Raw genomic sequence first — 23,455 nt, 5'->3', positions numbered from 1 at the left:
TTGTTTAGGTCTCTGCCAGAGGGGGAACGAAGGGGTGTATGGCAAGCAACGCTTCTCCGCACGCTTCTGCGCTCAAAGCTGTGCTGTTCGACCGGGACGGCACGCTGGTTGTGGACGTGCCCTACAACGGGGATCCCCAGAAGGTCAGGCCGTTCCCCGGTGCGCGGAAAGTCCTGGACGAGCTGCGCCGCCGGGGACTGGCGACGGGCGTCCTCAGCAACCAGTCAGGGATTGCCCGAGGCATCCTGACCCCAGACGAGGTCGATAGCGTCAACGCGAGGGTGGAGGACCTGCTCGGCCCCTTTGACGTTTGGGAAGTGTGCCCGCACGGCGACGGCGATGGCTGCGGCTGCCGTAAACCAGCCCCCGGGATGATCCGCAGTGCCTGCAGCCGGCTCGGCATCGACGCATCGGAGGCGGCGTTCATCGGCGACATCGGCACCGACATGGAGGCGGCGCGGGCCGCCGGAGCCAGGGGCGTGCTCGTACCCACAGCGCTAACACGGGACGAGGAGGTGGCTGCGGCCAGCGAGGTTGCGGTGGATCTGGAGCAGGCAGTCGCGCTGCTGCTCCGGGGACCGGCATGAGCCGGGTGCTGGTGGCGCGGCTGGACAGCGTCGGCGATGTCCTGCTCGCCGGCCCCGCCGTCAGGGCAGTAGCAAACGGCAAGAGGGCCGACGGCGGCAGCCCCAACGACGTGGTGGTGCTCTGCGGGCCACAAGGGCAGTCGGCGGCCTCGCTGCTGCCCCATGTTTCGGATGTTTTCGCCTGGGACAGCCCGTGGATCGCCAATCCCGCGCCGCCCATGACCGGAACGCACCTGGAAACCCTCGTGAACTTTGTCCGCAACTCCCGGATCGCTGAGGCCGTCATCCTCACGTCCTTCCACCAGTCCCCGCTCCCGTTGGCGCTGATCCTGCGGCTGGCAGGGGTGGGTCGCATTACCGGGGCGTCCACCGACTACGCCGGATCACTCCTGGACGTCCGGCTGAGGCCTGGCGAGGACTTTCCCGAAGACCAGCCGGAAGCCGTTCGGGCGCTGGGCATAGCCCGGGCAGCAGGCTTCCAGCTCAAGGCGGGCGACGACGGGAAACTCATGGTCAAGGATCCGCCCGACGTAAAGCATCTGGTGGGTGAGGGGCCTTATGTGGTGGTGCACCCGGGAGCAACGGTTCCGGCACGGGCCTGGCCTCCGCTGCATCACGCTGCGGCGGTGGAACTGCTGGAGGGCGTAGGCCACCGCGTGGTCGTGACCGGGGGACCCGGGGAAACAGAACTCACCGCAACGGTGGCCGGCCCGTCCGGCATTGATCTTGGCGGGCAAACGGACTTGAGGACCCTCTCCGGAGTCTTGGCGAACGCGGCGGTGGTGGTTGCCGGCAATACCGGGCCCGCCCACCTGGCGGCCGCCGTCGGGACGCCGGTGGTGAGCCTGTTTTCGCCGGTAGTCCCGGCCGTCCGCTGGGCGCCCTACGGCGTTCCGTTGGAACTGCTCGGTGACCAAAATGCACCGTGCCGCCTGACCCGCGCCCGGATTTGCCCCGTTCCGGGGCATCCGTGCCTGGGCTCAGTATCGCCGGAGCAGGTGGTGGAGGCGGTTGAACGACTCATGCGCGGGGTTTCTTCCCTCAGCACCCGGAGAAAGGTCCGTATGTAATGAGAATTCTCCTCTGGCACGTGCATGGATCCTGGACGGACGCGTTCGTCCGGGGCCGGCACGAATACCTGCTGCCGGTCCTGCCCGACGGCGGCCCCTGGGGCCTGGGCCGCGCTGGCCGGAACTGGCCGGCGTCAGTCCGCGAGATCTCGCTGGCGGCGCTGGACGCGGACAGCATTGACGCCGTCGTCCTGCAGCGTCCCGGGGAAGCAGCTGAGGTGGCCAGGGTGCTGGGGCGGCGCCCCGGCGTCGAACTGCCTGCCGTATACGTCGAGCACAACACGCCGAAGGGCGATGTCCCCTTCACAGTGCATCCGCTCGCCGGCCAGCGTGAGATTCCGGTGGTCCACGTAACCCATTTCAATGAGCTGTTCTGGGATAACGGCGGGTCGCCGACCACCGTGATTGAGCATGGCATCCCCGACCCCGGCTACCGTTACACCGGGGAGATTCCGGAGCTGGGGGTGGTGGTGAACGAACCGGTCCGCCGGGGGAGGGTGACCGGAACGGACCTGCTGCCCGGTTTCGCGGCGGCGGCTCCACTCCAGGTCTTCGGGATGGGCTGTGATGACCTGCATGCCAGCACCGGGATCGGGCCGACGAGGCTGAGGATCCGGGGAGACCTGAAAACAGCAGAGCTCCACCGGGAACTGGCCCGCTGCAGGATCTACCTCCACCCGCTGCGGTGGACCTCGCTGGGACTCTCGCTGCTGGAAGCGATGCATCTGGGCATGCCCGTCCTCGCCCTGGCGACAACTGAGGCCGTCCGCGCCGTGCCTGCCGAAGCCGGCGGGATCTCCACGGACGTTCACGAACTGCGCCGCTGCGCCGAACTCCTCATCAACGACCCCGAAGAGGCGCGCCGCCGGGGCAAGTCGGCCCGGGAGGCTGTGCTGGAGCGCTATGGCCTCGACCGCTTCCTGGCCGATTGGGACATGCTGTTGGCAGAGCTCAGGGCCGGGCCCCGGCGGCGGAATGCGGTGCAGGGACTTTTGGCGGGGCAGGAAACTTCAGCGGGGAACGGACCATCGATGGGGCCCGGAACCGAGCCCTTAACGCCGGCGCGAGAAAGGAATACCCATTGAGGATCTCAATGATTTCAGAACACGCCAGTCCATTGGCAGCGCTTGGCGGAGTGGACGCGGGAGGGCAAAACGTCCACGTGGCCGCACTGTCCATCGCCTTGGCCCGGCGCGGCCACCGCGTCACGGTCTATACCAGGCGCGACGCGCCGGACTTGCCCGCAAAGGTGCGGGTGCAGCCCGGGCTCGAGGTGGTTCACATCGACGCCGGTCCCGCTTCGCACGTGCCGAAGGACGAACTGCTGCCCTTCATGGGCGCGCTCGCCGACGGGGTGGCCCGGGACTGGGGGAACTCCCCGCCGGACGTGGTCCACGGCCACTTCTGGATGTCCGGCATGGCCGCGCTGGACGCGGGACGCCGCCAACCCGCCGGGTTCCGTGTTCCAGTGGTGCAGACGTTCCATGCCCTCGGCACGGTCAAGCGGCGGCACCAGGGCGCGGACGACACGAGTCCCGCCGAGCGCCGGTTCCTCGAGCCATCCGTGGGACGGTCGGCGGACCGGATCATCGCCACCTGCTCGGATGAGGTTTTCGAGCTGAAATCGATGGGGATTGACACGGGAAAGGTGTCCATCGCACCGTGCGGGGTGGACCTGGACCTGTTCTCCGGCGCAGGGCCAGCTGATTCCAAGACCCGTTCCCACCGCATCCTGTCCGTGGGCCGCCTGGTCCCGCGCAAGGGTGTGGATCTCGTGATCCGGGCACTCGTGCACCTCCGGGATGCCGGGTTCGAGGACGTCGAGCTCCTCATCGTTGGCGGTGGCGGAGCGGCAGACGGACACGATCCCGAGGCGCGCCGGCTCCTGGATCTGGCACGGGACCTTGGCGTGGCGGACCAGGTGGAGCTCCGCGGCCAGGTGCCGCGCGAAGCCATGCCCGGGATTTTCCGCAGCGCCGACGCGGTTGCCTGCACGCCCTGGTATGAGCCTTTCGGCATCGTTCCGCTGGAGGCCATGGCGTGCGGAATCCCCGTGGTCGCCGCAGCGGTCGGCGGCCTAACGGACAGCGTGGTGGACCACGGAACAGGCCTGCATGTGCCGCCCAAGGATCCCGAAGCCATTGCTGACGCTCTGGCGACGCTGCTGGCCAGCCCCGAACTTCGCACCAAGCTTGGCCGGGCCGGCGAGCGGCGGGCGAAGGCCCGCTATTCCTGGAGCCGGGTCGCGGCGGAAACGGAAAAGGCGTACCAGCTGGCCATCGCGGGAGCCGCAGACGCCGCCAGTCTGGAACCGATGGAAGGAGCGGCACTGTGACAACGGAATGGTCCTTGCAGGAAGCTGAGCTTCCGCCCCTGCGGCCGGTCGATGCCGCCACTACGGCCTTGACGAACCCGATGCCCGGACTCGGCGCGGACATCACCAACCCCGCGCCTTCCCGGGAGGCCGTTCGCGTCCACCTGGAAAATGTCCTGCCTGCGCTGCGGTCGCTTGAGAGGCAGGCTGACCGGTTGGCGGCATGGGGCGTTGAGCTGGCCCAGCGGCTGCTCAGCGGCCAACGCCTGCTGACGGCGGGGAACGGCGGCTCGGCCGCCGAAGCCCAGCACCTGACCGCCGAACTGGTGGGCAGGTTCGACGGCGAACGAGTGCCTTTCTCGGCGATCTCGCTGCATGCGGAAAGTTCCGCCGTGACCGCCATCTCCAACGACTACGGCTATGCGGAAATGTTCGCCAGGCAGGTGCGCGCACACGGACGGTCGGGGGATATCCTCATGCTGCTGTCCACGAGCGGAAAAAGCCCCAACCTGCTGCGCGCGGCGGAGGTGGCCGCACGGCTCAACGTCACAACCTGGGCGCTCACGGGACCCGCGCCCAATCCGCTGGCATCCTGCTGCGACGATGCCGTGGCGATCGACGCCATATCCGCCAACGCCCAGGAAGGGCACCTGATTGCCCTGCACGCCATATGCCGGGCATTGGAGGCCGAGGTCGCCCGGAAGAGCCGGGCAGCCAGCGGACTGGAGGCTGATCACGGATGAGGATCACGGTGGTGGGTGACGTTCTGCTGGACGTCGACCTGGCCGGAGAGGCGACCAGGCTGTGCCCCGACGCCCCGGTGCCGGTGGTGGACATCGCTGACGTCAGGAGACGGGCGGGCGGCGCCGGGCTGGTTGCCCGGATGCTCGCCCAGGACGGCCACCGGGTCACCTTGGTGACGGTGCTTTCCGACGACGACGCATCCCTGGAATTGGAGGGGGCGCTCGCCGGCATACGAGTGGTGGCCGGGCCCTCGGATGCCCGGACCCCGGTGAAGACCCGTGTCCGGGCGGGCCGCCACCCTGTGGTCCGCGTAGACGAGGGCTGCGAGCGTCCGCCGGTTCCCGCTGCCACGGCAGCGATGCTGAAGGCCATTCAGCAGGCAGAGGTCATCGTCATTGCCGACTACGGCCGGGGGGTGGCGGCGAATCCTGACATCCGGTCCCTGCTCGTGACCCTGGCACACGACATTCCGATCGTGTGGGACCCGCACCCCTCCGGCGCAGTTCCGGTGCCGGGCGTAGCGGTGGTTACCCCGAACCTGGCGGAGGCAGCCAAAGCCGCGGGCATTGCCGCGGAAACCCTGGAGGAAATAGCCGAAGTGGGCACGGCGCTGCTGGACCGCTGGCAGGGCAAGGCCGTGCTCGTGACCATGGGGGAGCGGGGCGGGCTGCTGGTGGGGCTACGGAACCGCTCGCCGCGGACTTTCCCGGCTCCTTCAACCACTGTCAGTGATCCGTGCGGTGCCGGAGACAGGCTGGCAGCCAGCCTGGCGGTGCACCTGGCCAGCGGCCGCGACCTTGACGACGCCGTGGAGCAGGCAATCCACGAGGCGGCGGCCTTCCTGGGCGCCGGGGGAGTGGCCTCCCTTCCAGACCGTCACCGGCCAGCATGGCACAACAGAGTCTGGCGCCGCCGACGGGACGAGGACGCCCTGGAACTGGCGCGGAGGGTCCGGGCGAACGGCGGAACGGTGGTGGCAACCGGCGGCTGCTTCGACCTGCTGCATGCCGGCCATGTCCGGACACTGTCTGCAGCCCGGGAGCTCGGCGACTGCCTCATCGTGTGCCTGAACTCGGACGAGTCAGTGCACAGGATCAAGGGCGAGCCGAGGCCGATCGTGAGTCAGCAGGACAGGGCCGAGCTCCTCCTTGCCCTCGAATGCGTGGACGCCGTGATGGTCTTTGAGGAAGACACCCCGGAGGCGTGCCTGGACCTGCTGCGCCCGGCTGTCTGGGTGAAGGGCGGGGATTATCAGGCATCCCGGCTGCCCGAATCCGATCTGGTCGAAAGCTGGGGCGGACAGTGCGTCACAGTGCCGTTCCACCAAGCCCGGTCCACGTCGCTCCTGGCGGATGCGCTGGCGAAGGTCAGCTGAGGCACCGTTAAGGTCAGCCGGCGCACGAGACACACCTGGAACCCGAACGAAAGGAACACCATGAATGAATCGACTTTCCGGCCCGGCCGCGTCCTGGTCACGGGCGGAGCCTCCGGCCTGGGGGCCGCCGTCGTGGATGCCGTGCTGAAGGCGGGCGGAACGCCGGTCGTGCTGGACCGGGACATCCGGAACGTGGCGGCGGCGAAGGCCTTCGAGGTGGACGTTTCAGACCGTGCGGCGGTGGAAGCGGCAGTGCGGGCAGCGGCGGAAACGCTCGACGGGCTTGATGCCGTGGTCACGGCGGCCGGAATAGACCGCTGCGGGAAGCTCGAGGATGTGGCCGCGGACGAATGGGAACGCGTCATCGGAGTCAACCTCCTGGGGACGGTCTCTGTGGTCCGCGCGGCACTGCCCTACCTGAAGGAATCCCGCGGCCGGGTGGTGACCATCGCGTCCACGCTGGGCAAGCGGGCGCTTCCGGAGGCTACGGCCTACTGCGCCTCCAAGTTTGGGGTGGTGGGCTTCAGCCATTCCCTTGCAGCCGAGACGGGAGGCGAGATCGGCGTGACCACCATGATTCCGGGCGGCATGAAGACCCGATTCTTCGACGACCGCGCCGAGCAGTACAAGCCGCAGGACGATTCCCGCCTTAACGATCCCGCCAACGTTGCCCAGGCCATCCTGTTTGTGCTGTCACAGCCCACGGGCTGCGAAATCAGGGAAATGCTCATCTGCCACGAGGATGAAGGCTCATGGCCGTGAGCTGGCGGACGTCCTCGTAGACGGCTTCGGGGGCGACCGCCTCCACGGTGGACTCATCGTGCTGGCACCGCGGGGCGGTCCAGCCCACCTGGGTGACGTCGATCCCGCACACCGGGCACTGCGTGGCCCAGCCGAGGTGGATCCGGTGCAGGCTGCGTCCCAGCGGAGCGGCGTTGATGGCGTTGCCGGTCCAGAAGACGCCCACCGTGGGCGTGCCGAGTGCTTGGGCCAGGTGCCGCGGACCGCTGTCGTTTGCCACCATAACGCTGCAGCCGGCAAGGAGTGCCGCGAGCTCGCCCAGACTGAGCTTGCCGGCTAGGGACTCGACCTGCGGCGGGGTGCCGCGCCCCCCGTTGCCGGCTGCCTGGCCTGCTTCTTGGACGCGGCCGACGGCGAGCTCCACCACTGCTTCGGCCAGTTCCTTTTCGCTGTGGTCGCCGATTACCAGAACCCGGAAGCCGTCGTCGGCCGCTTGGTGCGCGACCGCCGCGAACCGTTCCGCCGGCCAGCGCCGCCGTGGATCGGTGGCGCCGGGATGGATCACCACGGTGCCTTTGGCCTCGGGAGCCTGGGGCGGCATGTGCAGCCTCGGTGCGAGCTGCTGGCTGAACTCCGGCAAGGCGCAGAGCCGGGCCTCCAGCTCAAGGGGCGGCGCGCCGGCGAACCCCGCCACCTCGAGAGCGCGCAGCGGTTCGTGCTGGTAGTACAGGTAGGGCACGGTCCGCTCCAGCCGCGCGGCGTCCGGGGTCCTGGTTCCCACGGTGTGGCGCGCCCCGAGCCGGAGCAGGAACGGGTTGGAGTAGCGTCCGCCACCGTGCAGCTGGACGGCGAGGTCGAAATGCCTGGCCTGCATGCCGGCGAAGAATCCCGCCAGCTCCCCCTCGTCCTCGGCGCCCGGCCGGACACCCTCGGAGAACGGCAGAATCACGGTCTCGTCCACCGGCCCTTCAGTCTGGGACAGCAGCTCGGCGTGGATGGGCGTGCCCAGCAGCGTGAGGGAGGCCTGGGGATACGCGGCCTTGAGCGCAGCGACGGCGGGCAGCGCGAACATCAGGTCGCCCAGACCCCCGCCGCGAAGCACAGCGATCCGCGAGACCCCGGTGAATTTTTCCAGGACCGGGCCCACGGCGTACCCGGTGGTGCGTGCTCCGCCGAAGTCGGCGTTGAAGTCTTCCATGGCGTCAGCCCCTTCGGCTCCGGACGGATCAGGGTCGGGTGTGGCAGTTCCGGTGGAGCCACCATACGGCCCTGTCCCGTCCCGCCGCCAGCACCGAAACTCCCGGCGGCGCAGACGTGTAAACCGCCAAAGGCGGGGTACGGATGAGTTCAGGAGCGGCACGACCCGGGACGGCACCAACAAAAGACACAGGGAACAGCGACCTGCGCAGCGAGGAGCCACATTGAACACGACCACCCAGACTTTCCTGTCCACTGCACCGGAGGTGCTGACCATCCGGAATCCCCGCACGGGCGACGTCATAGGACGCTTTCCCTCGGCCCGGGCCGAGGACGTGGCACAGGCCGTTAAGACGGTGCGCGCCGCGCAGCCCGCCTGGTCCGCCACACCGCCGGCGGAACGCGGGAAGCTGCTGCGCGCCGCCGCCGCTGCCCTGGAAGAGGCTGCGGCGGAACTGGCGGACATGAACGCACGCGAAACGGGACGCCCCAAGGACGAGGCCCGTGCCGGGGTGGCTGCAGGGGTATCCACCCTGGAGCAGTACGCCGAGCTCGGCCCGGTGCGCCGCGGCCACAGCCTGCGCGGCAACATGCTCGCCGCCGACTATACGGTGGCCGAGCCCCGCGGGGTGGCCGTCCTGCTGACCCCGTGGAATGACCCCGTCGCCGTGGCCTGCGGCCTGATCGGCGCCGCACTGGTCACCGGCAATACCGCCATCCACAAGCCCAGCGAGCGCTGCCCCGGAGTGGGCGAGCGGCTCGGGCAAGTGCTGGCGTCCGCCATCCCCCCGGGCGTGCTGCTGACCCTCACCGGAGGGGCCGACGTCGGCTCCCTCCTCACGCAGCAAGCTTCCGTCGACGTTTTTGCACACGTGGGATCCAGCGGCACCGGTGCCCGCATTGAGCAGGCAGCCGTGCTGACCGGGGCCCATGTGATCCGGGAAAACGGCGGCAAAGACCCGCTGCTCGTGGACGAGGACGTGGATCCCCGCTGGGCTGCAGAGCAGGCAGCCATCGGTGCCTTCAGCAACAGCGGCCAGATTTGCACGTCGGTGGAGCGGATCTATGTCCACCGCGCGGTTGCCGAACAGTTTTGCGAGGCCCTCACGGAGCAGGCTCGGAATCGCAACCGCGACGGCGGGATCGCACCCCTCGTGGACACGCGCCTTCGTGAGACTGTCCACGGGCACGTTGCGGAGGCACTGCAGCTCGGCGCGCGGGTGGCGGAGGGCGGGACGGTACCGGACGGTCCCGGCGCCTTCTATCCCGCGACGGTACTGCTGGACTGCACGGACACCATGGACGTCATGGCGGAGGAAACCTTCGGCCCGGTGGCCCCGATATGCGTTGTGGACAGCTTTGACGAGGGCCTGCGGCTGGCTGCCGCCGGCCGCTACGGGCTGGCGGCCTCCGTCCTGACGGGAAGCATCGCCCATGCCCAGCAGGCGATCGCGGCCCTTCCGGTGGGGACCGTCAAGATCAACGAGGTGTTCGGCGGAGCGCCGGGCGGTGCGTCCCAGCCCCGCGGTGATAGCGGGCACGGTTTCGGTTACGGGCCGGAGCTTCTGGATGAGTTCACCCGGGTCAAAGTGGTTCATATCGCGGCGCCGCCGCCGGCCCCGGCAGGGTCAGGTCCGGCAGGGTCAGGTCCCGCAGGGTCAGATTCAGCAGGGCCCGGTCCGGCAGGCTCCGCCGCAGCGGAAGGCGCTGAAAAATGACCGCCCGGGAAGGCACGGCCGGACAGGGCCTGCCCGACGGAAGCCTGCCGGACCGAAACATGCCGGACGGAAGCCTGCCCGAGCTCTCGGAGCAGCGCGGCCTGGCGGCGTGGCTTCCGCAGCGGCTGGCCGAGGAGCGCCCCGCAATTCTCGTGGTGGGCGACCTGATTCTCGACGGCTGGTGGAGCGGCCCCAGCGACAGGATGTGCCGTGAGGCGCCCGCCCCCGTGGTGGACATCGACCGGCGCGAATTTTCCCCGGGCGGCGCCGCGAACACCGCCATGAACCTGGCCGCGCTGGGAGCCCGGGTCAGCGTGGCCGGGATCATCGGAACGGACGACGCCGGCAAGGAACTCAAGCGCCAGCTGGTCGCGGCGGGCGTCGACACGAGCCTGCTCACGGAGCATTCGGACATGGTCACCACCACCAAAATCCGGATCAGCAGCGGCGGGCAGGTCCTGCTGCGCTTCGACGATGCTGCCGCCAAAATCCCGGAGGAAGCCCTGGTGCGACTCGCCGCCGCGGTGCCTGCCGCCGTCGGACGCCAGAATGCCGTGGTGATCTGCGACTACGCGACCGGGGTCCTGGCGGAGCCGGTCCGCGGACAGCTCGTCGGCCACCTCTCGCGGCGCGGGCCGGACCAGCTTGTGGTGGTGGATGCGCATGATCCGCGTCCGTGGGCCGGCCTGCAGCCGGACCTCGCGACCCCCAATTCACAGGAGGCGGCAAGACTGCTGGACCGGCGCCTCACCGGCGGGCCGGAGCGCGCCGCCGTTGTCATGGAGCACGGGCAGCAGCTGCTGCAGGCCACGGGGGCGCGGGCCGTCGTGATTACCCTCGACCGTGACGGCACCGTCCTGATTCCGGCCGCCGGCAACACTCACCGGACCTGGGCGAGGCCAGTTGCCGAGAAGCAGGCCTCCGGCGCGGGGGACACGTTCGTGGCCGCCCTGACGCTGGCACGCACCGCTTCGCTGCCGCTGACCACGAGCCTGGACCTTGCACAGGCAGCCGCGGACGTCGTGGTCCATCACCCGGGGACATCCGTCTGCGGGACGGACGAGCTGGGCCGCTACCTCGAGAGCTTCGCGGACACAGCTCTGACAGCCGACGAGCTGGAACGGCACATCCGTGCACACCGCAGTGACGGCCAGCGCGTGGTGCTGACCAACGGCTGCTTCGATGTCCTGCACCGCGGCCATACCCGCTACCTGAACCAGGCCAAGCAGCTGGGGGACATCCTGGTGGTGGCGCTCAACAGTGACGACTCGGTGCGCAAGCTCAAAGGACCGGGCCGTCCCATCAACAGCGTTGCGGACCGGGCGGCCGTGATCGCAGCCCTGAGCTGTGTCGATTACGTCACGGTCTTCGACACGCCCACGCCCATCCCGCTGATCGAGCAGCTGCGCCCGGAGATCTACGCCAAGGGCGGCGACTACACTCCTGAAATGTTGGCCGAAACCCAGGCTGTGGAGGCCTACGGCGGGCGTGTTTCCATCCTGGACTATGTGGCGGAGCGCTCCACCACGGCCATGGTCGAACGCATCCGCAACGGCCAAGATGCTGCGGTGCCTGAAACGTAGCCGAATCTGACGGAGCCCGGGGATGGCGGGGAAACGGGATCCGGGTTCCCGCGGGTCCAAGCAGCGGTGCCGGTCAACTAGGGTTGAAGCATGACCGAAGCGGCGGAAGACTGATGGCACGGCGCGGCAAGTCAGCCGGCAAACCGGGCTCCAAACCCGGCGGCAGGACGGCGGCCACGGCGGTCCGCGGAGTGGTGGAACTGCCCCGGGGTGGCCGCCCGCGCGGCCCGGTCGAGGGCGTCTACTACATCGACACCGGGGACTGCGAGCTGATTGCGGACCAGGACAACTCCACGGGCTGGCTGCTGCGGATCAACGGCGTCATGAGTTCGCACATCGACCTCGCCGATCCGTTGTTCCTCGACTTCGAATACATGCGCTGGATGGCCGCACTCATTGAATCCCGCTGGCCCCCGGAGTCCCGGCCCAAACTGCGCGGACTCCACCTTGGCGGCGGAGCGTGTTCGCTGGCGCGCTACTTCCACGCCGCCTATCCGGAGTCCCGGCAGGTTGTGGTGGAGCTGGACGGAAAACTCGCGGAGTTCGTCCGCGGCTGGTTCGACCTCCCCAAGGCCCCGCTCCTGCGCCTGCGCGTCGGGGAGGCCCGGGCTGTGACGGAAACGCTGACCCCGGAGACGCGCGACTTCATCATCCGTGACGTTTTTGCCGGTGCGCTCACGCCTCGCCCGCTGACCACCAGCGAGTTCAACGCCCACGTGCGACGGGTGCTGGCCCCTGGCGGCCTCTATGTCGTGAATTCCGGGGACGGGCCCGACCTGAAGAACGCACGGGAGGATGCCGCCACCATCGCTGCTGCCTTTGAGCACACCATGATCATTGCTGATCCTGCCATGCTCAAGGGGCGTCGCTACGGCAATATGGTGATGGCCGGCAGCGACCAGCCGTTCGACGACGATCCCGGCCTGGCGCGGCGGCTCCTGGGCGGCGCGATGCCGGCCCACATCTGGGACGACACCAAGGTGCGGGCGTTCGCCGCCGGCGCACCGGTCCGCCACGACCCATCGCCTCCGTCGCCCCTGCCTCCATCCACTGCTCCGTAGCTGCCCTTCTCACGGGTCAAAAGGGCAGCTACGGAGCAGCCGATGAGCTTTTCCCGCGGCCAAGGAGCCACTCCCGGTTCGCCGTCACCTCTTCCCGCAGCGCGTGCACCACGGCTGCAACCGCGGGCCGCCGCAGGGAGTCGGGCCGCAGCACCATCCAGTAGGGAAGCCGCTCCGCGAAATGCTCCGGCAGCAGGCGCACGAGGTCATCGTGCCGGTCGCCCATGAAGCACGGCAGGAAGCCAACTCCGGCTCCTGCCCGCGTTGCCTCCACATGCACGAACACATTGGTGGAAGTCACCCCGTCCCGCATGGCAGGCACCATGCGCCGCGGGGCGTCGAGGTCGTCCACCTGCAGCATGGAATCCACGAAGTACACCAGCGGATGCGTCGCCATGGCGTCCACCGAGTCCGGTGTTCCGTTCTGCTCCAGATACGAGCGGGAGGCGTACATGCCCAGCATGTATTCGCCCAGGCGGAACGCCTCGGCCCGGTGCACCTGCGGTTCGCCCACCACCACTTCGATGTCGAGCCCGGAGCGCTGCTGCAGCGCCCGCCTCGTGACGGTGACGATTTCCACGCTGAGACCGGGATGGTCCCGGCGCAGCTTCGCCACCGCCGGAGCGGCGATATAGGCGCTGAAGCCGTCAGTCGCGGTCATGCGGACGACGCCGGTGACGGGGTCGGGCGGGCGGCCGGAAGGCCCCAGCGCGCGCACCGCGGTTTCCACCTGTTCCGCGACTATGACGGCCTGTGCACCGAGTTCGGTCAGCTCCCAGCCGCCCGCGGCGCGGGAGAGGACCCGCCCGCCGAGCGCCTTTTCCAAAGCGGCAATCCTGCGCGAAACGGTGGTGTGGTTGAGCCCCAAAGCCTGGGCCGCCGTCGTGAATTTTGCCGAGCGGGACACCGCGAGCAGCACGAGCAGATCATCGGGGTTGGCTTCCATATCTGCAATTTTGCACGAATCAAGTGCCCGATTAGCCATTGAACCGAAAACTTTCTGCAGCAATACTCAGGTGAATCGGAAGTGCCGTGATCCATGGCACGTGTCAGCGTGGACACTTTGAGGAGCAGATATGAGCGCAAAAACCCTTAACGGCCGCAAGGCCATGGTCACCGGAGGTGCCAGCGGCATCGGAGCGGCATGCGCGCGGGAGCTCGCAGCACGGGGAGCCAAAGTGGTGGTGGCTGATGTGGATGAAGCGGGCGCCGCCGCCCTCGCTGACGAGCTGGGCGGCACGGCCTGGGCCGTGGACCTGCTGGATGTGGACGCTTTGGCGGCGGTGAGCCTGGACTGCGACATCCTGGTGAACAACGCCGGCATCCAGCGGATCAGTCCCATCGAGGACTTCGATCCGGAAGCCTTCCGCCGGGTCATCAGCCTCATGCTCGAAGCGCCGTTCCTGCTGATCCGGGCGGCCCTTCCGCACATGTACGCCAACGGCTTTGGCCGGATCATCAACGTGTCGTCCGTGCACGGGATCCGGGCATCCCCCTTCAAAAGCGCCTACGTTTCCGCAAAGCACGGCCTGGAAGGGCTGAGCAAAGTGACGGCGCTGGAAGGCGGGGAGCACGGCGTCACATCCAACTGCATCAATCCCGGGTATGTCCGCACGCCGCTCGTCGAAAAGCAGATCGCGGACCAGGCCCGGGTCCACGGCATCCCCGAATCCGAAGTCCTCGCCAAGGTGATGCTCACCGAATCCGCCGTGAAACGGCTGGTAGAGCCTGAGGAAGTCGCGTCGCTGGTTGCCTGGCTGGCTTCCGACGACGCCGGCATGGTCACCGGCGCGAGCTACACCATGGATGGCGGCTGGTCGGCACGGTAGAAACCACCCCGCTAGGCTGGGGGCATGCGCAAGGATTTCAGTCCCGCTGAGTTGCCCTCTGCGGACTTCTACCGGCTGCTGACGGCCGTTGTGGTTCCCCGCCCCATCGCATGGGTGTCCAGCACATCCCCTGAGGGCGTGGACAATCTCGCGCCCCATTCCTTCTTTACCGTTGCCTCGGTGACGCCGCCGATCATCCAGTTCACTTCGGTGGGCAGGAAGGACTCGCTGCGGAATATCTCGGCACGCGGGGAGTTCGTGGTTAATCTCGCGCCGGCTGATTTCATGGCCGAGGTCAACGCGACGGGCACCAACTTCCCGCCGGATGTCAGCGAGTTCGACGCCGCCGGCCTAACCCGCGAACCGGGTCTGACGGTCAGTGTGCCGCGGGTGGCCGAGTCTCCCGTAGCCCTCGAATGCCGGTTGTATTCGACCCTGGAAATGGGCGACTGCGTCCTGGTGTTCGGCGAGGTCACCCATGCCGCGGTCTCCGCTGAGGTCCTGGAAGGCAGCCACCCGCGGATCGACCTGCTCGGACCCGTTGCGCGGCTCGGGCGGGATGAATGGGGGCACCTGGGCGAAGTTCAGGAGCTGGGGCGGATCCGCAAGGCCGACTGGCCGGGGGATTTCCGACGGCGGGACGTGCCGCAGGTCTGACATGCCGCAGGTCGGACGCAGCGCAGACCGGACGTGGCGAGCTCTGCCAGTCAGCCGCCGCCAATCAACCCGGCTGTGAGCCGGGCTCCTATTCAGCGGGGACTTCGGATTCAGCGGGGACTTGGGACTGCCTGATGTACTCCTCCACGGCCGATTCGGGAATGCGGTAGGACTTCCCGAATCTGACGGAGGCCAGGGCGTGGGACTTGACCAGCCGGTAGACAGTCATCTTGGACACCCGCAGGGCAGCCGCGACTTCGGCGATGGTCATGTAGGCGGTGGGCAGGTTTGCAATGGACATCGAAGCGCACTCCTTGGTGGTGCCGGGACGGGATGCTGGCGCCGCCGGCTATTCCGGCCGCCTCAGTTGCCGGTAGTCGTAGAAAAACATCTGTCCGCCGGACCTCAGGCCTACTGAATTGCCGTTCCGCATTTCAACGAGGCCTTCCTGCCGGCCGTTGAACGGGTCATCGCCAACCAAGACGTCGCCGATCTTGTAGGGGATGGCAGCCGTGCGTGCGCGGCTCAGGGCTTTAGCAAGGAACCCGGACAGTCGTCCGGCTCGGATGGATTGGGCCGGGGCTTCGGCCGTGAACTGGATCATCGGAACCACTCCTTCGCAGTGTGTGACCAAGCGTCGATTCACTGGCGGTGCGGAATTCGGTCGCGTTTGTCGGAGAGGGTCTCCGAGCCGGGGTGCACCGTCCGGACAAGGCTAGTCAGGGACACCAAGAGTCACACGAGTAGCAACTACCTCAGTTTCCTCCGCAGCGACTCTTGCTTACCTCCGCGTACTACTTGCGTTTTGGCGGCCGCCGAGGCACATTTCCCTGCCGCGGAACGTCGCTTTGGCGGCACGTCGCCTTGGCGCGTACATCGCGCTGGTCCGGCACAAATAAAGCGCGGTTCAGCGGTAGCCCTGGGGGTCCGCAGGCAGGCCCGCGTCCTGGACCTCGACCAGATAGCGCCAGCAATCCGGGCGCGAGCCGTCGACGTCAGTGAAGCCGTAGTCGCGGGCCAGGCCGCCGGAAGAAAACGAGCCGCCGGTGCGGTGGTGGAGGGCAGGATCAGCCGCGAGCGCCGCAACAGCGCGGCCGACGAAGCGCGGACTTTCCGAAATGGCGGCGAAATGCGGGTTGACGGCTGCACCGTCCCGCCAGTTCGCTTCGCTGACTCCGTAGTGCTCCAGCATCATTTCCGAGCGCATCCATCCGGGCGTCAGGGCAACGGCGGTGCACTGGAAGGGTTTGAGCTCCTCGGCCTGGCTGAAGGCGAGCCGCAGCACCGCGCTCTTGGCCAGGTCGTAAAAGGCTGAGAGCCTGTAGTGGTCTGCGTTGTACTCCCGGGTGCCGTCCGTCATCTCCACAACAAGCCCGCCTGGGCGGCGGATGAGCAGGGGTAAGGCGAAATGGCTCGTGACCAGATGCGTGTCCACGGCACCGTGCAGCATCCGCAGTCCGGCATCGAGGTCATGCTCCCAGACGGGCGTGTTCCATTGGACGAGGTTTTCGCCGCCCCAGACGTCGTTGACCAGAATATCCAGCTGCCCGTGGTCGTCATCAATCCGCCGAACAAGCTGTTCCACCTCGGCCGCGTCCAGATGGTCCACCTCGACGGCGATCCCTGTGCCGCCTGCGGCCGTCACCAGTTCAGCTGTCTCTTCGATCGTCTCCGACCGCCCGTAGTCAGAGCGACTGTGCCGCGTGGTGCGGCCTGTGCAATAGACGGTCGCCCCTGCTTCACCGAGCGCTATCGCTGTTCCCCGCCCCGCGCCACGCGTTGCGCCGGCTACGAGGGCGACCTTTCCTTCCAGCGGGAAGTCCATGCCTAACCCTAACCCAGGAGCCTTCCCCGCCCCCCGGAATTGGGGAGCTGTCTGGCTTCCCAGACAGCAGGCCTTGGCGACTGCAGCCCATCGCGCTTGAGAAGGTGCACGATTAAGTACGGTATCCCGGACTGGATCTCTTCCGGGGCCAGAATGACGGAGGAAAAAATGGCAGACAGCATAGCCCCGCGGCGGGAAGCAGCGGCGCCGGCGACAGCGGGACTTTCAAGGACGGTGAAGGTGACGTCGAAGGTGCCGGCGGCGGAAAATACCCTCCGCATCCTCAAACTGTTGGCCTCCAAGCGGGGGCCGATGGCGGCGTCGAATATTGCCACCGCGCTGGGACTGCCGCGGTCCAGCGTTTACCACCTCCTCGGGGTGATGGAGGCGAACGGTTTTGTCCTGCACCTGCATGAGGAGCAAAGATACGGCCTTGGCATCAGCGCCTTTGAGCTCAGTTCGGCCTATTCACGGCAGGAACCGCTGTCCCGGCTGGGGCGGCCGATGCTCGCCTCCCTGGTGGATGTCATCGGCGAAAGTGCGCACCTGGCCGTCCTGCACGGGCGCGACGTCCTGTATATCGTCGAGGAGCGGGCCAAGAACCGGCCGTCTTTGGTGACCGACGTCGGCGTCCGGCTTCCGAGCCACCTCACCGCGAGCGGCCGCGCCATTCTGGCCGCGCTGCCCAAGTCCCAGGTCCGGGCGCTGTACCCGAACGCTGCTGCGTTCAGCGCCCGGCATGACGTGGAGGGCGCCATCATGAAGTACTCGGCGCTGTCCTCGCACCTTGACCAGGTCCGCCAGCGCGGGTACGCCACGGAACACGGTGAGGTGACGCCCGGTTTCGGCTCCATCGCGGCCGCCGTCACGGACCACCTGGGATGGCCGACGGCGGCAGTCGCCGTCACGTTCCTCGAGGACAAACTGCCGCCGGACCAGTGGCCTGCGCTCGCGGCCAGGGTGCAGAAGGTTGCCGATGAGCTCTCGGTCCGGATCCACGGCCGCCCGGCCCGTTAGTCCTGCACGGGGCCGGGCAGCCGGAGCGCTCTATGCGAAGGCGCTTACAGCGACGCGGGCGCGGGGGATGCCTTAGCAGTGTCCACCATGGGGAGCGACGCTGTTTCATCCACGAGATCCGCACGCACTAGGCCGTCGCCGCGGACCCACAGGCGGTAGGCCAGCAGCAGCAGGCCCAGCCAGACGGCGCCAACGTAGAGGGCCACGCGGGTATCTTCGAAGACTCCCAGGATAACAATCACCATGGCCATGAAACCGATGGCCAGGACCGACGCCGCAGGCCACCAGGGGGAGGGGAATTCCGACGCCCGCAGGCCCTTGCGGGCGATCTCGCGCTTCATCGCAACGTGCGAGGCAAGGATCATCACCCAGACCCACACCGTGGCGAAGGTGGCGATGGAGGCGATCAGCACAAAGACGTCCTCCGGAATGGCGGCGTTCAGAACGACGCCCACCAAGAGGATGCCGGTCATCATCACCACTGTCATCCAGGGAACCCCGTGGCGGGAGACCTTGGCGAAGCTCTGCGGTGCATGGCCCTGGCGGGAGAGTCCGAACAGGATGCGCCCGGCTCCGAAGATGTCGCTGTTAATCGCGGACAGCGCAGCGGTGATCACCACCGCATTAAGGATGTGCGGCGCGGCAGGGACGCCCAGCCCGCTGAAGATCTGCACGAACGGGCTGCCATTGCTGCCTACTTCATTCCACGGGAACAGGCTCATGAGCACTCCAAGGGTCAGCACGTAAAACAGGAGCACGCGGACGGGAACGGTGTTGACCGCCTTCGGGATCACTTTTTTCGGGTCGGCGGCCTCGCCGGCAGTGATGCCGATCGTTTCAATCCCGCCGAAGGCGAACATCACGACGGCGAACGAGGCCAGGAGCCCCTCGAAGCCGTGGGGAAAGAAGCCGCCGTGTTCGACGAGATTGTCCAGCCCTGGAGCCACGGCTGACCCTCCTCCGGCCTGGAAGCCGAAGACAATGATGGCGGCGCCGCCGGCGATCATCCCGATGATGGCCGCAACCTTGATCAGGGAGAACCAGAATTCCAGCTCGCCGAACACCTTGACGTTCAGCAGGTTCAGTGCGGCCAGGAAGAAGATGATGGCGAGGACCCAGATCCAGCGCTCAACGTCCGGGAACCAGAAGCCCATGTAGATGCTGAAAGCCGTGACATCGGCGATGGCCACAATCGCCATCTCGAAGACGTACGTCCAGCCCGTCACGAAACCGGCGCGCGGCCCCAGATAGCGGCTGGCGTACTGGCCGAAGGAGCCGGACACGGGATGGCGCACTGCCATTTCACCAAGGGCGCGCATCACCATGAAGACGGCAGCACCACCGATCATATATGCCAGCAGCACGCCCGGCCCGGCCTTTTGGATGGCTGAAGCGGAACCGTAGAACAGGCCCGTGCCGATCGCCGACCCCAGTGCTATGAAGCGGATGTGGCGCACGTTGAGTCCGCGGTTCAGGAAGGTGTCTGCGGCCTTTTCAATGGCTGAGCCGGGGGAGGCCGGGGCCCGGTGTCCCGCCGTCTGACCGGCAGTTGGGGTTTGTTGCATGCGAATACCTTCTCGTCTTTGGGAGGGGGGATCGCTATCCAGCAGACCATTTTCGGACTGTAGGTGATGAGCCTCACGGGGCTTTGGTGTCTTTGATTCCAGACTGTCCGGGGTGCTGCTGAGGCGGGATTTCCCGGCAGGCACGGTTCCGGGGCCGGCGCGAATGGACCGCTGCGGGAAACAGCGAACGGACATTGCAGCGCGGCGCCGTGACCCGATGCCTGCGCCATCAATAATGTCAGTGCCTCCTGAGATGCTTTGCCCATGGAAAGCAGAGCCGCTGTAGAGACGTTGGAGGCCGTCGAGGCTTCCGTCGCTGCGCTGGCTGCTTTGGTCCGTCGCGCGGCGAACAACTCGTGCTTGGCTGCTGCGGACCCTCTTCGTGACCAGGCGGATGCGTGTCTGGACGGCCTGACTGAGGTGGCCCGGGTGGAAGCAAGAATGGCCGCCCTGAAAGTACACCTCGCCGCGGGATATGCCGATGCTGCCATGGCCATGACGGCACCGGCCCTGTCCCCACAGGAACACGCCTGCCAAGAGATGGCCGTGACCGCTGAGGTTGCGTGCGTCCTGACGGTCAGCGAACGCACCGCCGGCACACTCCTTTCCGAAGCCCGCACACTCACCACCGCCCTGCCGCTGACATTGTCCGCGTTGCGGGCCGGAAGCATTTCATGGCAGCACGCACGGGTCATGGTCGACGAAGCCGCCAATCTCGACAGGGTAGGGGCTGCGAGGATGGAGGCGCATTTCCTGGACCAGGAGGCGCCCACCCCGGCGCGGGGCTGCCCGGCCGGGGAACTTGTACCCGCAAGATTCCGCGCAAAGGCGCGGATCTGGCGGGAACGGCACCACCCCGTCAGCATTGAGAAGCGCCATTCCCGCAGCGTCCTTGACCGGCGGGTGGAGTACGCCCCCGACCGCGACGGCTTGGCCTGGTTTTCTGCCTACCTGCCTGCCGGCCAGGCCGCCGGCATCTGGGACCGCACCACCGCCGCCGCAAGAGCCCTGCAGGGACCGGAGGAAGCGAGGACGCTTGCCCAGCTTCGTGCCGATGTCGCCGCCGCGTGGCTCCTCACTGCCGAATGCGAACGAACGCCCTCCGTCAACAGTGAGGGCAGCGAGGACGGCACCCTCGAGGACGGCGCCCTCGTAGGCGGCATACTGGACGGCGCGACGGCAAGCCATCCGCCGTTTAGCCATGTTCCGTCCCCGGCAGCCCAGGTCCTCATAACCGTTCCGGTGTTCTCGCTGCTCGGCTTGACCGAGGAGCCGGCCGTGCTGGACGGGTACGGCCCCATTCCGCCGTCCATGGGGCGCGCCCTTGTTGCGGACGGGGCGTCGTCGCTCCTGAGGGTGCTGACTGATCCGCGTGATGGTGCCCCTTTGGAGATCGGACGGACCAGCTACCGGATCCCCAAGGCGCTGCGGCAATGGCTGCGGTTGAGGGATGGGAAATGCCCGTTCCCCGGCTGCAACAACCATTCCCTGGACAACGACGCAGACCACCTCCTTGCCTGGGCAGACGGCGGGTCCACCGGGATCAGCAACCTCGGTCAGCCATGCCCCAAACACCACCGCCTCAGACACGCCACCGCATGGACGCCCACCGCTGCCAGCGCCAACGATCCGCCCGGCTGGACCTCACCTACAGGCCGCAACTATGCCAGTGAACAACCCGACTGGGAACCACCTCAATGGCCAAGAGAGATCCTTGCCAAGGCCAACAACCTTGGCCCCGGAATGCCCGGAATGCCCGGAATGCCCGGAATGCCCGGAATGCCCGGAATACCCGAACAGTCAGACAACAAGCGTGGCCACCCCGTGGCCGTGCCCGTGGCTCCTGGGGTGGACGGTGACCCCGACGTGGCGACAGACGTGGCGACAGACCCGGCGACAATCGAGGACCTGCCGCCCGAGGTTGAGCTGACAGATGATCCCGTAGCCGAGGACCCGTTCCGTGACTGGGCGCTCTTTCTGTCCTCCGAGGCATACGCGGCCTAGGAAAACGCAGCCCCTTGCGACTGGTCCTGCCTTGCAATCGTCCTGCTTGCACGTCGATCTGCTATGCACTGGCGGTAGCCGGTGTCCGTGAGCGGCTCGATGGCCGCCGGGATGGATCACGTGAATCTCCGACGACGGCAGCCGCCTTCACATCCCGTAAGGAAAAGACTCCCGCCTGACAAGTGGCCGGCAAGCGTCCGCAGGATCGCGTGCTGCGGCGACCACTCATGCGAATCCAAGGCGCCCCGCGAACTAACACGGTCCCGGTCTGGCAGGCGCGTACACCGTCTGGAATACCGGACAGGGGCGTTCCGAAACCCCTGTTTACGCTGCCGGGGAGGGGCTTTAGTTGATACAGAAGCACTTCACCGAACCACCCAGCAACTCGAAGGAGCCCCTCATGGCACCCGCCGATTTCACCACCGGTGCCCGCCCGGTCAAAGCAGCCCGCGGCACCGAGCTCACCGCCAAGTCCTGGCAGACGGAAGCCCCGCTGCGCATGCTGATGAACAACCTGGACCCTGAGGTCGCCGAACGCCCGGATGACCTGGTGGTCTATGGCGGCACCGGGCGTGCGGTCCGGTCCTGGGCGGCGTTTGACGCGATCATCCGCACCCTGGAGAGCATGGAAAAGGACGAGACCCTGCTGGTTCAGTCCGGCAAGCCGGTGGGTGTGTTCCGCACCAACGAGTGGGCGCCTCGCGTACTCCTGGCCAACTCCAACCTCGTGGGTGACTGGGCGAACTGGCCTGAATTCCGCCGGCTCGAGGCCGAGGGCCTGATGATGTACGGCCAGATGACCGCCGGGTCCTGGATCTATATCGGCACCCAGGGCATCCTGCAGGGCACCTTCGAGACCTTCGCCGCGATCGCCCGCAAACTCACCGGGGACGAGAACGGCACCCTCGCCGGGACCCTGACCCTCACCGGTGGCTGCGGCGGGATGGGCGGCGCCCAGCCGCTCGCCGTCACCCTGAACGACGGCGCGTGCCTGATTGTCGACGTCGACGAGACCCGCCTGCGCCGCCGCGCCGGCAAGCGCTACCTGGACGAGGTCGAAACGGATCTCGACGCCGCCATCGCCAAGGTGCTTAAGGCCAAGGAAGAGCGCCGCGGCTGGTCCGTGGGGTACGTGGGCAACGCCGCGGAGGTGTTCCCCGAGATCCTGCGCCGGCACAACGCCGGCGAGCTCACCGTGGACATCGTCACCGACCAGACCTCCGCCCACGACCCCCTGTCCTACCTCCCCGAGGGCATCTCCGTCGCGGAATGGCACCGCGAGGCCGCCGCGGACCCGGAAGGCTTCACCAAGAAGGCCCAGGCATCGATGGCAAAGCATGTCCAGGCCATGGTGGAATTCCAGGACGCCGGCGCCGAGGTGTTCGACTACGGCAACTCGATCCGCGACGAAGCCCGGAAGGGGGGCTACACCCGGGCCTTCGAATTCCCCGGCTTCGTTCCGGCCTACATCCGCCCGCTGTTCTGCGAGGGCCTGGGCCCGTTCCGCTGGGTGGCTCTCTCCGGAGACCCGGAGGACATCGCCGTCACGGATGCGGCCATCAAGCAGCTCTTCCCGGAGAACAAGCACCTGCACCGCTGGTTAGATGCCGCAGGTGAACGCGTGGAGTTCGAAGGCCTGCCCGCCCGCATCTGCTGGCTGGGCTACGGCGAACGCGCCAAGGCCGGGCTCCTGTTCAACCAGCTCGTCAAGGAAGGCAAGGTCAAAGCGCCCATCGTGATCGGCCGCGACCACCTCGACTCCGGCTCCGTTGCCTCCCCCTACCGGGAAACCGAGGCCATGGCCGACGGCTCGGACGCCATCGCCGATTGGCCGCTGCTCAACGCGCTGCTCAACACCGCCTCCGGGGCCACTTGGGTCTCCCTCCACCACGGCGGCGGCGTGGGCATCGGCCGCTCCATCCACGCCGGCCAGGTCTCCGTCGCCGACGGCACCGACCTCGCAGCCCAGAAACTCGAACGCCTCCTCACCAACGACCCCGGCATGGGCGTCATCCGCCACGCCGACGCCGGCTACCCGCGCGCCGTCGAGGTCGCCAAGGAACGCGGCGTCCGCATCCCCATGACAGAAACCCGCTAACCAGGGTCCAAACATCCATCGATTGCTCCGTAACTGCCGTTCTGAGCCTCCAAAAGGGCCCTTACGGAGC

At 67.5% G+C, this 23,455-nt stretch carries 21 protein-coding genes; 15 read left to right on the top strand and 6 right to left on the bottom strand.

Annotated features, from left to right (window positions below):
- The first annotated feature begins 38 nt into the window (after nt 1-38).
- From J7E80_RS04575 to J7E80_RS04545, 7 genes are read left to right on the top strand one after another with little or no spacing between them, the layout of a single operon-like run.
- Nucleotides 39-587 carry an HAD-IIIA family hydrolase gene (locus J7E80_RS04575; RefSeq protein ID WP_215050296.1) on the top strand — a complete coding sequence of 183 codons (549 nt, stop codon included), beginning with the start codon at nt 39-41 and terminating at the stop codon, nt 585-587.
- Nucleotides 584-1,657, top strand: coding sequence for a glycosyltransferase family 9 protein (locus J7E80_RS04570; RefSeq protein ID WP_215050295.1), 1,074 nt, complete (start codon nt 584-586; stop codon nt 1,655-1,657). Before J7E80_RS04575 ends, J7E80_RS04570 begins: the two co-directional genes overlap by 4 nt.
- Nucleotides 1,657-2,742: a glycosyltransferase gene (locus J7E80_RS04565; protein WP_215050294.1), complete on the top strand. Its 1,086-nt coding sequence runs from the start codon at nt 1,657-1,659 to the stop codon at nt 2,740-2,742. Before J7E80_RS04570 ends, J7E80_RS04565 begins: the two co-directional genes overlap by 1 nt.
- On the top strand, nt 2,739-3,992 hold the full coding sequence (locus J7E80_RS04560; protein ID WP_215050293.1) for a glycosyltransferase: 1,254 nt from the start codon (nt 2,739-2,741) through the stop codon (nt 3,990-3,992). The genes J7E80_RS04565 and J7E80_RS04560 overlap by 4 nt, the downstream gene beginning before the upstream one ends.
- Complete coding sequence (locus J7E80_RS04555; RefSeq protein WP_396020725.1) at nt 3,989-4,714, top strand: SIS domain-containing protein; 726 nt, start codon at nt 3,989-3,991, stop codon at nt 4,712-4,714. The genes J7E80_RS04560 and J7E80_RS04555 overlap by 4 nt, the downstream gene beginning before the upstream one ends.
- Nucleotides 4,711-6,090 (top strand): D-glycero-beta-D-manno-heptose 1-phosphate adenylyltransferase, encoded by a 1,380-nt coding sequence (gene rfaE2 / locus J7E80_RS04550; protein WP_215050292.1) that lies wholly within the window; start codon nt 4,711-4,713, stop codon nt 6,088-6,090. Before J7E80_RS04555 ends, rfaE2 (J7E80_RS04550) begins: the two co-directional genes overlap by 4 nt.
- A 60-nt stretch (nt 6,091-6,150) precedes the next feature.
- The gene (locus J7E80_RS04545) at nt 6,151-6,852 is read left to right on the top strand and encodes an SDR family oxidoreductase (RefSeq protein ID WP_215050291.1); all 702 of its coding nucleotides are present in this window, start codon (nt 6,151-6,153) and stop codon (nt 6,850-6,852) included.
- On the opposite strand, the gene J7E80_RS04540 is transcribed toward J7E80_RS04545, so the two are convergent.
- Nucleotides 6,818-8,029, bottom strand: a complete 1,212-nt coding sequence (locus J7E80_RS04540) for a glycosyltransferase family 9 protein (RefSeq protein ID WP_215050290.1) — start codon at nt 8,027-8,029, stop codon at nt 6,818-6,820. The two genes, J7E80_RS04545 and J7E80_RS04540, sit on opposite strands and share 35 nt — an antisense overlap.
- Before the next feature lie 223 nt (nt 8,030-8,252).
- Here J7E80_RS04540 and J7E80_RS04535 point away from each other — a divergent pair, with 223 nt between their 5' ends.
- From J7E80_RS04535 to J7E80_RS04525, 3 genes are all read left to right on the top strand, one after another.
- Nucleotides 8,253-9,746: an aldehyde dehydrogenase gene (locus J7E80_RS04535; protein WP_215050289.1), complete on the top strand. Its 1,494-nt coding sequence runs from the start codon at nt 8,253-8,255 to the stop codon at nt 9,744-9,746.
- A gap of 59 nt (nt 9,747-9,805) precedes the next feature.
- The gene (gene rfaE2 / locus J7E80_RS04530) at nt 9,806-11,329 is read left to right on the top strand and encodes a D-glycero-beta-D-manno-heptose 1-phosphate adenylyltransferase (RefSeq protein ID WP_215050363.1); all 1,524 of its coding nucleotides are present in this window, start codon (nt 9,806-9,808) and stop codon (nt 11,327-11,329) included.
- A gap of 113 nt (nt 11,330-11,442) precedes the next feature.
- A complete protein-coding gene (locus J7E80_RS04525) occupies nt 11,443-12,390 on the top strand; it encodes a spermidine synthase (protein ID WP_215050288.1) in 948 nt (315 codons plus the stop codon).
- Between the two features lie 28 nt (nt 12,391-12,418).
- Here J7E80_RS04525 and J7E80_RS04520 read toward each other — a convergent pair whose 3' ends face one another.
- The gene (locus J7E80_RS04520) at nt 12,419-13,336 is read right to left on the bottom strand and encodes a LysR family transcriptional regulator (RefSeq protein ID WP_215050287.1); all 918 of its coding nucleotides are present in this window, start codon (nt 13,334-13,336) and stop codon (nt 12,419-12,421) included.
- A 130-nt stretch (nt 13,337-13,466) separates the two neighbouring features.
- Here J7E80_RS04520 and J7E80_RS04515 point away from each other — a divergent pair, with 130 nt between their 5' ends.
- Both J7E80_RS04515 and J7E80_RS04510 read left to right on the top strand, forming a co-directional pair.
- Nucleotides 13,467-14,219, top strand: a complete 753-nt coding sequence (locus tag J7E80_RS04515; protein WP_215050286.1) for a 3-hydroxybutyrate dehydrogenase — start codon at nt 13,467-13,469, stop codon at nt 14,217-14,219.
- A 24-nt stretch (nt 14,220-14,243) separates the two neighbouring features.
- Nucleotides 14,244-14,876, top strand: coding sequence for a flavin reductase family protein (locus J7E80_RS04510; protein ID WP_215050285.1), 633 nt, complete (start codon nt 14,244-14,246; stop codon nt 14,874-14,876).
- 88 nt (nt 14,877-14,964) lie between these two features.
- Here J7E80_RS04510 and J7E80_RS04505 read toward each other — a convergent pair whose 3' ends face one another.
- The 3 genes from J7E80_RS04505 to J7E80_RS04495 form a co-directional block, all read right to left on the bottom strand.
- Nucleotides 14,965-15,177, bottom strand: coding sequence for a helix-turn-helix domain-containing protein (locus J7E80_RS04505; RefSeq protein WP_215050284.1), 213 nt, complete (start codon nt 15,175-15,177; stop codon nt 14,965-14,967).
- 48 nt (nt 15,178-15,225) lie between these two features.
- Nucleotides 15,226-15,480, bottom strand: coding sequence for a hypothetical protein (locus J7E80_RS04500; RefSeq protein ID WP_215050283.1), 255 nt, complete (start codon nt 15,478-15,480; stop codon nt 15,226-15,228).
- A 303-nt stretch (nt 15,481-15,783) separates the two neighbouring features.
- Nucleotides 15,784-16,701, bottom strand: a complete 918-nt coding sequence (locus J7E80_RS04495) for an SDR family oxidoreductase (RefSeq protein WP_215050282.1) — start codon at nt 16,699-16,701, stop codon at nt 15,784-15,786.
- A 168-nt stretch (nt 16,702-16,869) separates the two neighbouring features.
- On the opposite strand from J7E80_RS04495, the gene J7E80_RS04490 reads away from it, so the two are divergent.
- Nucleotides 16,870-17,718 (top strand): IclR family transcriptional regulator, encoded by an 849-nt coding sequence (locus J7E80_RS04490; RefSeq protein WP_251036443.1) that lies wholly within the window; start codon nt 16,870-16,872, stop codon nt 17,716-17,718.
- A gap of 44 nt (nt 17,719-17,762) precedes the next feature.
- Here the strand turns inward: J7E80_RS04490 and J7E80_RS04485 are convergent, their stop codons facing one another.
- Nucleotides 17,763-19,283: an amino acid permease gene (locus tag J7E80_RS04485; protein ID WP_215050281.1), complete on the bottom strand. Its 1,521-nt coding sequence runs from the start codon at nt 19,281-19,283 to the stop codon at nt 17,763-17,765.
- A gap of 264 nt (nt 19,284-19,547) precedes the next feature.
- Between J7E80_RS04485 and J7E80_RS04480 the strand changes: the two genes are divergently transcribed.
- Entirely contained in the window at nt 19,548-21,287 is a 1,740-nt protein-coding gene (locus tag J7E80_RS04480) for an HNH endonuclease signature motif containing protein (protein WP_215050280.1), read from the top strand.
- A gap of 400 nt (nt 21,288-21,687) precedes the next feature.
- A complete protein-coding gene (locus tag J7E80_RS04475) occupies nt 21,688-23,385 on the top strand; it encodes a urocanate hydratase (RefSeq protein ID WP_215050279.1) in 1,698 nt (565 codons plus the stop codon).
- Nucleotides 23,386-23,455: the final 70 nt, after the last annotated feature.

The organism is Arthrobacter sp. ISL-28, assembly GCF_018613875.1.
GTDB lineage: Bacteria > Actinomycetota > Actinomycetes > Actinomycetales > Micrococcaceae > Arthrobacter.
This window is presented reverse-complemented; position numbering and strand designations above follow the sequence as displayed.